Source organism: Paraburkholderia sp. Cy-641 (assembly GCF_011752945.1).
Taxonomy (GTDB): Bacteria; Pseudomonadota; Gammaproteobacteria; order Burkholderiales; family Burkholderiaceae; genus Paraburkholderia.
Map to the genome: position 1 here is coordinate 141,940 of NZ_VWWM01000013.1, position 6,405 is coordinate 148,344.

7 protein-coding genes and 1 pseudogene are annotated in these 6,405 nt (G+C 60.7%); 2 read left to right on the plus strand and 6 right to left on the minus strand.

The window, feature by feature from the left end; all coding sequences use genetic code 11:
* Positions 1–9: 9 nt before the first annotated feature.
* The gene (locus F3J20_RS09005; RefSeq protein WP_167283205.1) at positions 10–792 is read right to left on the minus strand and encodes an H-NS family nucleoid-associated regulatory protein; all 783 of its coding nucleotides are present in this window, start codon (positions 790–792) and stop codon (positions 10–12) included.
* Positions 793–991: 199 nt separating this feature from the next.
* Positions 992–1,330, minus strand: coding sequence for a hypothetical protein (locus F3J20_RS09010; protein ID WP_167043612.1), 339 nt, complete (start codon positions 1,328–1,330; stop codon positions 992–994).
* Between the two features lie 424 nt (positions 1,331–1,754).
* Between F3J20_RS09010 and F3J20_RS09015 the strand changes: the two genes are divergently transcribed.
* On the plus strand, positions 1,755–2,003 hold the full coding sequence (locus tag F3J20_RS09015) for a hypothetical protein (RefSeq protein ID WP_205299259.1): 249 nt from the start codon (positions 1,755–1,757) through the stop codon (positions 2,001–2,003).
* A gap of 104 nt (positions 2,004–2,107) precedes the next feature.
* On the opposite strand, the gene F3J20_RS09020 is transcribed toward F3J20_RS09015, so the two are convergent.
* The 4 genes from F3J20_RS09020 to F3J20_RS09035 form a co-directional block, all read right to left on the minus strand.
* The gene (locus F3J20_RS09020) at positions 2,108–3,181 is read right to left on the minus strand and encodes a DUF6765 family protein (RefSeq protein ID WP_167043956.1); all 1,074 of its coding nucleotides are present in this window, start codon (positions 3,179–3,181) and stop codon (positions 2,108–2,110) included.
* A 354-nt stretch (positions 3,182–3,535) separates the two neighbouring features.
* Positions 3,536–3,997, minus strand: coding sequence for a DUF488 domain-containing protein (locus tag F3J20_RS09025; RefSeq protein ID WP_167043610.1), 462 nt, complete (start codon positions 3,995–3,997; stop codon positions 3,536–3,538).
* Positions 3,998–4,102: 105 nt separating this feature from the next.
* Positions 4,103–4,453: an FKBP-type peptidyl-prolyl cis-trans isomerase gene (locus tag F3J20_RS09030; protein WP_205192989.1), complete on the minus strand. Its 351-nt coding sequence runs from the start codon at positions 4,451–4,453 to the stop codon at positions 4,103–4,105.
* A 782-nt stretch (positions 4,454–5,235) separates the two neighbouring features.
* Positions 5,236–5,673, minus strand: coding sequence for a hypothetical protein (locus F3J20_RS09035; protein ID WP_167043608.1), 438 nt, complete (start codon positions 5,671–5,673; stop codon positions 5,236–5,238).
* Positions 5,674–5,814: 141 nt separating this feature from the next.
* Here F3J20_RS09035 and F3J20_RS09040 point away from each other — a divergent pair.
* Positions 5,815–6,405 (plus strand): annotated as a pseudogene (locus F3J20_RS09040) (hypothetical protein); the annotation flags it as partial.

A 6,405-nucleotide genomic window follows, 5' to 3' on the forward strand; every position in this document is an offset into this window, starting at 1 on the left:
TCGATGCGCTTACGCGCTCGCTTCCGCCGTAGCGGCTTGCGGTGCCGCTGCGCTCGGAGCTGCCGCTGCCTTCGTTGCGACTTTGCGGGCCGGCGCTTTTTTCGCGGCGGCTTTCTTCACTGCGGCTTTCCTGCTTGCCGTGGGTGCCTTCTTCGCGGCGGCTTTTTTCGCCACCGTCTTGCGCGCGGCACCGGCTTTTTTCGCCGCGGCCTTCTTGCTCACCGCCGCCGATTTGGCTTTACCGGTCTTTGCCGCTGCTTTGGGAGCCGCTGCCGCCGCGCCCTCGATCAGGAATTTGCTGCGGTCCTTGACCGATGCGAGCCATGCGGGCGCCGGACCACGACCACTCCAGGTCGCACCGGTTTTCGGGTCGCGGTACTTCGGCGGCTGCGCGCCTTTCGGTTGACCCTTGCCGCCTTTGGCAGGCGCCGCCGCTTTCATTTCGCTCGCGCCACTGATCAGGAATGCCGTGCGATCTTTCGCATTGACGATCCAGCCCGGCGCGCGGCCATGGCCGGTCCACGTCGCGCCGGTTTTGGGATCGAGGTATTTGGCCGGTGTGGCTGTTTTGCCCGCCTTGGCCGCACCGGCGGCTTTCACGCGGCCATTGCCCGCGCCTCTTGCGGCACGTCTTGCCTTTGCTTCGGCTTCGATATCGGCCGTGGTGAGACCATGCTTGAGCATCAGCTCGCGAATCTGGTCGACTGCAGCCTGCGCTTTTCGGGCAATCATTACGTCAGCTTGCGCCTGGAGCTTTTTAAGCTTTGCTTGGATTTGCTCTAATGTGGGCATTCGAATGCTCCTTGTGTGGTAATCGTCGAACTATGCCATGAATAGAGGAAGAAAGGCAGTCTATTGAACCTTCAGTACATCGACATGACCTGGTCGAGCGGAGTTCAAATACAAAGCTTTCAGATTCTCCACTGACGTATCCCGGCTTTCTTCCTTTGCCTCTCCTCCTGACTCGTCTTTTCTGTGTCGGTTCCGCCACTCAGATAGGCGTAAAAACGACAACCTGACGATCGGCGATATACCTGACACTCCGCACGAAACGGTAGTGTTGACCGTCCGCCGTTATCCGGTTCAGCCCGAGGCAGGTCAGCATCAGCATTTCATCGGCCTGGAAAGCATCGACAACACCGGAATCTGTTAAATCCTCCAATGCGCCCGATGGATTGCCGACATAAACGCCGCGCACCTGCTTGCCGATTCTCATCACGACCACGCTCTTTCCTTCGTCGAGTGCCAATTCGAGATAACTCGCGAGCGTTCGCAACGACTCCGGCGTAGAGGACCCCGACTGGGAGATCGCGGCATTCGACGGCGTCATGTGTGCCTCTCCATCACTTGCATCCAACGGTAGCCCGTTACCGTACCTGCTGGCAATAACCGCTTCTACTATAGGCAAGCATTCGAATATTCAAAGGAAAGTAGTTCATTTTTTATTTGAAAACGGCCTTTTTCTTGTGACCGACTTTAGAACAGTACATTGGAGATGGAGAAAAAACGCGGGTTCGGGAGCATGAAAATACGCTTTCCTCAGGGCTGGTAACTGTCGGTTACCAATCTTGCAATCGCTGTTGTTCCCGCTCGGGATGCGCCCTTTTACACTGCGGTCTGGGTCCGGCAACGCGGCTGCGGGCAACCTTCGAACCCATTGAGAGTTGGTGCGGAAAAGACATGGGCGGCCGCTATTGAAAATGAAGCCGGGGCAACCCATTTCCGGTCAACTCGACAACCGTACGGTATCCGCAATGAAAGCTGGTTATATTCGGGCCGCCCTGGCGGCGGTGGCACTCTCTTCGGCAATGGCCGGCACCGCGAACGCGGCCGGCTGTATCAAAGGAGCGGTAGTGGGTGGAGTCGCGGGGCACTATGCGGGGCATCACGCGGTGGCCGGCGCGGTGGGCGGCTGTCTCGTCGGACGGCATATGGCTAAAAAACACGCCGAAGAACAGGCGGCGGCACAGGCCGCGCAACATCAACAGGCAAGAATGCAATAGACCGGAAAGAGGGAGAACCGCCGCAAGCGCGAATTCACATCTCGTTGCGATGTTTGAAATCCCGCTTGCGGCACAGCACGCCGCGCGGCCCAAGAAAGCCTCAGTCAAGCAATGCGCAGGCCGCGAGCGGGCAGGATCTCCTGGGTCGTCACGAAGCGGTGCTGTTTGACCGCGTCATGAAAAAGGCGGTAGTCGCTTTTCTCAAAGTCGTTCGACCATGGCGGTCTGTCCCCGGTGTCGTCGTCGCAAAGCAGACCCGTCGCCTTGAACTTCCACGAATCGCGTCCTTTGGCGATATAGCCGGGCACCGCTTCTTTCAGACCGGGAATACGGCCGGCTTTCACCCATTCGCAGACGTTTTGCAGGCGCAGGTTGTCGTCGGGATTCCGGCTCGTATCGAGCAACTGGGTCAGTGCGCTTGTCGTATCCTCCGGCATGCCGGGAAAAGTTTCGAAATCCTCTCGTCCCGCGAGATATCCGCGCACGGCGCGGCACGCCATTTGCGCCGCCTGCACGAAATCCGGCAGATTGTGCCGCGAGATGAAGTTGTTGCGGCCGTCGATGTAATGCCAACGCGCCCACGGCTGGTCGGGATAATGCAATGCGGCGCCGTGACCGACCGGCAGCGCGATCGTCAATATGTCCTCCTCGATATGTTCGAGCAGATGCCCGGCCGCGAGCCTGAGGCGCGCGAGCCAGCCCTTGCGTGTGCAATCCTGCGCTTCGAGAAGATGCACGCGATTCCACGGACTCTCGATCCCCGCGAAGCCCTGGTGCGCCCAGGTATCGACATACGTATGCAGCGTAATGCCGAGCCGGTGCAAAGCCGTTTCCGAGTCGCGCTGACGAATGGCACGCCGCACGACCTCACGCGCCACCTCGCTGTCGGGCCGGCAGATCGCCTTCTCTTCGAGGGAGGCGCCTTCTCCGGCGGGCAGAAAATGGAATGGCGTCCACACGAGGCGGTTCTGGTCGTTCTCGGTATTGGCGTAGTCGAATAACTTGTGCGCGGTCGCAAAACGCTCGAAAGTCTCGCCGCCTTTGAAACGCAGTATTCCGCTCGTGGTCGCGTCGTCGACATACTGGCAGGCATGCGCGACGGTCTGTGCGTCGCCGGGCGTCATTCCGCCGATCCGGGCCGCAATGTAGACCACTCCGTAGTGAAAGTCGATATTCATGGCTGGCGCTCCTCGCACGCGTGAAAAGACGGCCGGCGTTTTCCCGATGCTTACGGATAGTATGGCGAGGCGAATACGGGGGACGGCTCGTGAATAGTGAATAGACGAGCCAGCCGCGCGCAACTTGAAAGCGGGCGCGCGTTTTTTTGAATTTTTCAGCGCTTTTACGCCGCTTCCGGGTGCTCGAATAGTCGGGCCGGCGATGAAATGAAGGGGGCGATCGGACTCGGCGCAACCGTCCGCTGCAAAGAAAAGTACAGGAAAGTACCAGGGAAAAACGCGGCAGACAGCAAGGAAAAACCAGCCCAAAGCAGGTTCGCGGGCGGTGCCCGAACCCCTCGCGAACCCGATTCGTCAGGTCAGATGCGTAATGGCGAGCCGGCTATTCCAGTGGCTGTTCAGGTACTCGAGTGCGAACATCCGGTGGCAGTGATGCGGTAAATGTTCACTGCAGAGCAGACAGCCCGATTGAAAGAGCGAGATATCCAGATTGCTTTCCACGCGACGCTTCGCAATCAGATCGAAATACTCTTCGCGAAAGTTTTCCCACGTCAATGCCTTACCCTGGTAGCGTTTCAGCAGATCCGGTTCCGGGGCCAGCTCCGGCACTTCGACGTACGCCGCATCGCACAGGTGCTCGAGAAAATAAGGCAGATCCTGCTTCTTCGCAAAGCCCGCGAGCTGCGAGGTGTTATTCAGGCGGATGTCGAGAACCGTGCGCACGTGGGCGTCCTTCAGCAAATCGAAGAACTTTTGCGCGGTCTTGCCCGTGAAGCCGATACTTGCGACCGGCACGGCGGTTTTATCGCGTTTCATGGTGAATCCCCCAGACGGGTTATTCTGCGCCCCAAAAACAAAGCCTCGCTGCGAGATTCGGAGCGAGGCTTTGTTTCAGCGTATTTTCAACGCGTCCCGGCGCATTTACTTGACGATGCCGACCAGTTCGACTTCGAACGTCAGGTCGGTGTTCGGCGGAATCGGGCCGACGCCGCGATCGCCGTAAGCGGTCGCGGCCGGGCATGTCAGCCGTGCCTTGCCGCCTACTTTCATCTTCTGGACGCCTTGCGTCCAGCACGGAATCACGCGATTCAGCGGGAACGTGGCCGGGCCGCCGTGCTTCGTCGAGCTATCGAATTCGGTGCCGTTGGGCAGCGTGCCCCGGTAGTTGACCTTCACGACATCTTCCGCCGACGGCTGCGGGCCAGTGCCTTGCGTCAGGTGTTCGACGATGACGCCCGACGGCAGTTTTTCCGTGGTCGGCGCGGCAGCCATGGCCGTCGAAGAAAGAACGGTTGCAGCCAGCAAAGCGACGAGTAATTTCAAAGCCATTCTCCAGTGGGGTAAGCAGGCTGTCCCATTGTAACGGATCGGATGGGGGCTACCGTGACCGGAGCATTCGGGCGCTGACGAACGGGCAGGCGCAGCCGGGTCGGGCCGTCGATGAATCGCTATTGCGGTTTCGCGGTCCGGATGAATGTCGGCGTAAGTCATTTGCCGGCTGCGAATTCGATGCTGGAAGAGGGCTTTCAATGCAGAGCCACAGTTTCGAGTTGCCGGGTGGGCAGACATGCGATTGGGAATCGTGCCGTTGTGGAACGGTTTGTTGCCGGTCAATGGGTTCGCTGATGACATTGCCGGAAAGCCGCAATTCGTCCGAGCTTTTGTTACGGTGTTTTTTGCTTGCGTTTTTGCTTTCGCTTTTGCTTGCGTTTTCGTTTTTGCGAGATTGCGCGGATCGGGTTCGTGTTTTTGACGCGTTCCGGGCAGCGGAAAGCGCGCGGCAATGACAGGTATCGCGTTGCAAGTGTCGAACGGATTTTTTATGAGGTCTTTCGTCTGCGCAATTACGGCTCTCTGCTTTCGGGTCCGATCTGTATCGAAGTACTGCTGCGGGGATTCGACGTCGCGGGAATTCGTTTTGTGCTCGAACGCATGCATGTGATTCGCGTCGTTATCAGGTATTCAGGCATACCGACACCGTTTGCGTTTTCGTTTGCGTTGGTCGCCGGATAGGCCGATGTGAAAACGTCAGTGCCGGGAAGCTCGTGTCGTGTTTACCGGCGATCTGCTGCCGCGCGCGAATCGCTCATCGCATTCACGCTCGATGCGTTGCCTGTGCGGTGCTTGTCGAAGGCCATCGCAATCGGCATGCGGGTGCATTGCCGTACGCATTGAGGGTCGAAGACGTGTGCGAGCCGTAGCGTCTCAGGCCGTGGCGCGGTGCCGTCATCCGCGCGATAGATGATGCGTGTGTGCTTGCGGGTCGTCGCGTGCATCCGGTCTATCGGATCGCAATGCGAGCCGATGCGTATGCCGTGTTTGCAGTTTGAGATAAGCCAAGGAATGCTGCCGGCGTTTGGGAGTTTTGCGGACGGAGCCGTGGGACAGGACGCGTCGCTAAGAGGAAGGGCTTTATCGTAGTGCAGGAAAAAGTCATCGCATTCGGCGGGTAAGTGGACGGCGGCGGCCGTCCACTTCTTTTGCCGATGCATCCCTGCCGCGCCGCGCGGATTTCCTGGCGGAGACCGGATGCCCGGTCTCCGCAGATGAGGGACATCCCGCGTATTCCGCGTGGAGCGGGAATGTCCCTCCGGCCATGCTTATCGTCAGTGACCGCCGCCGTGGCCACCACCGTGACCGCCACCACTGCCGCCTCCGGAGCCGCCACCGTGGCCACCGGAGCCGCCATTGCCGCCGTTTCCGGAACCACCGTTGCCGCCGCCATGGCCGCCGTTGCCTTGGCCGCCGCCGTGGCCTCCGTTGCCGGAACCGCCATTGCCCTCGCCGCCGCCATGGCCTCCGTTGCCGGAACCGCCGTTGCCCTGGCCGCCGCCGTGGCCTCCGTTGCCGGAACCGCCATTGCCCTGGCCGCCGCCGTGGCCTCCGTTGCCGGAGCCGCCATTGCCTTCGCCGCCGCCGTGGCCTCCGTTGCCGGAGCCGCCGTTGCCTTGGCCGCCTCCGTGACCGCCGTTACCGGAACCGCCATTGCCCTCGCCGCCGCCGTGGCCTCCGTTGCCGGAACCGCCGTTGCCCTGGCCGCCGCCGTGGCCTCCGTTGCCGGAACCGCCATTGCCCTCGCCGCCGCCATGGCCTCCGTTGCCGGAACCGCCATTGCCTTCGCCGCCGCCATCCCCTCCGCTGCCGGCACCACCATCGCCCTCACCGCCGCCCTGCCCTCCGCCGCCGGCACCGCCATCACCTTCGCCGCCGCCATGCCCCCCACC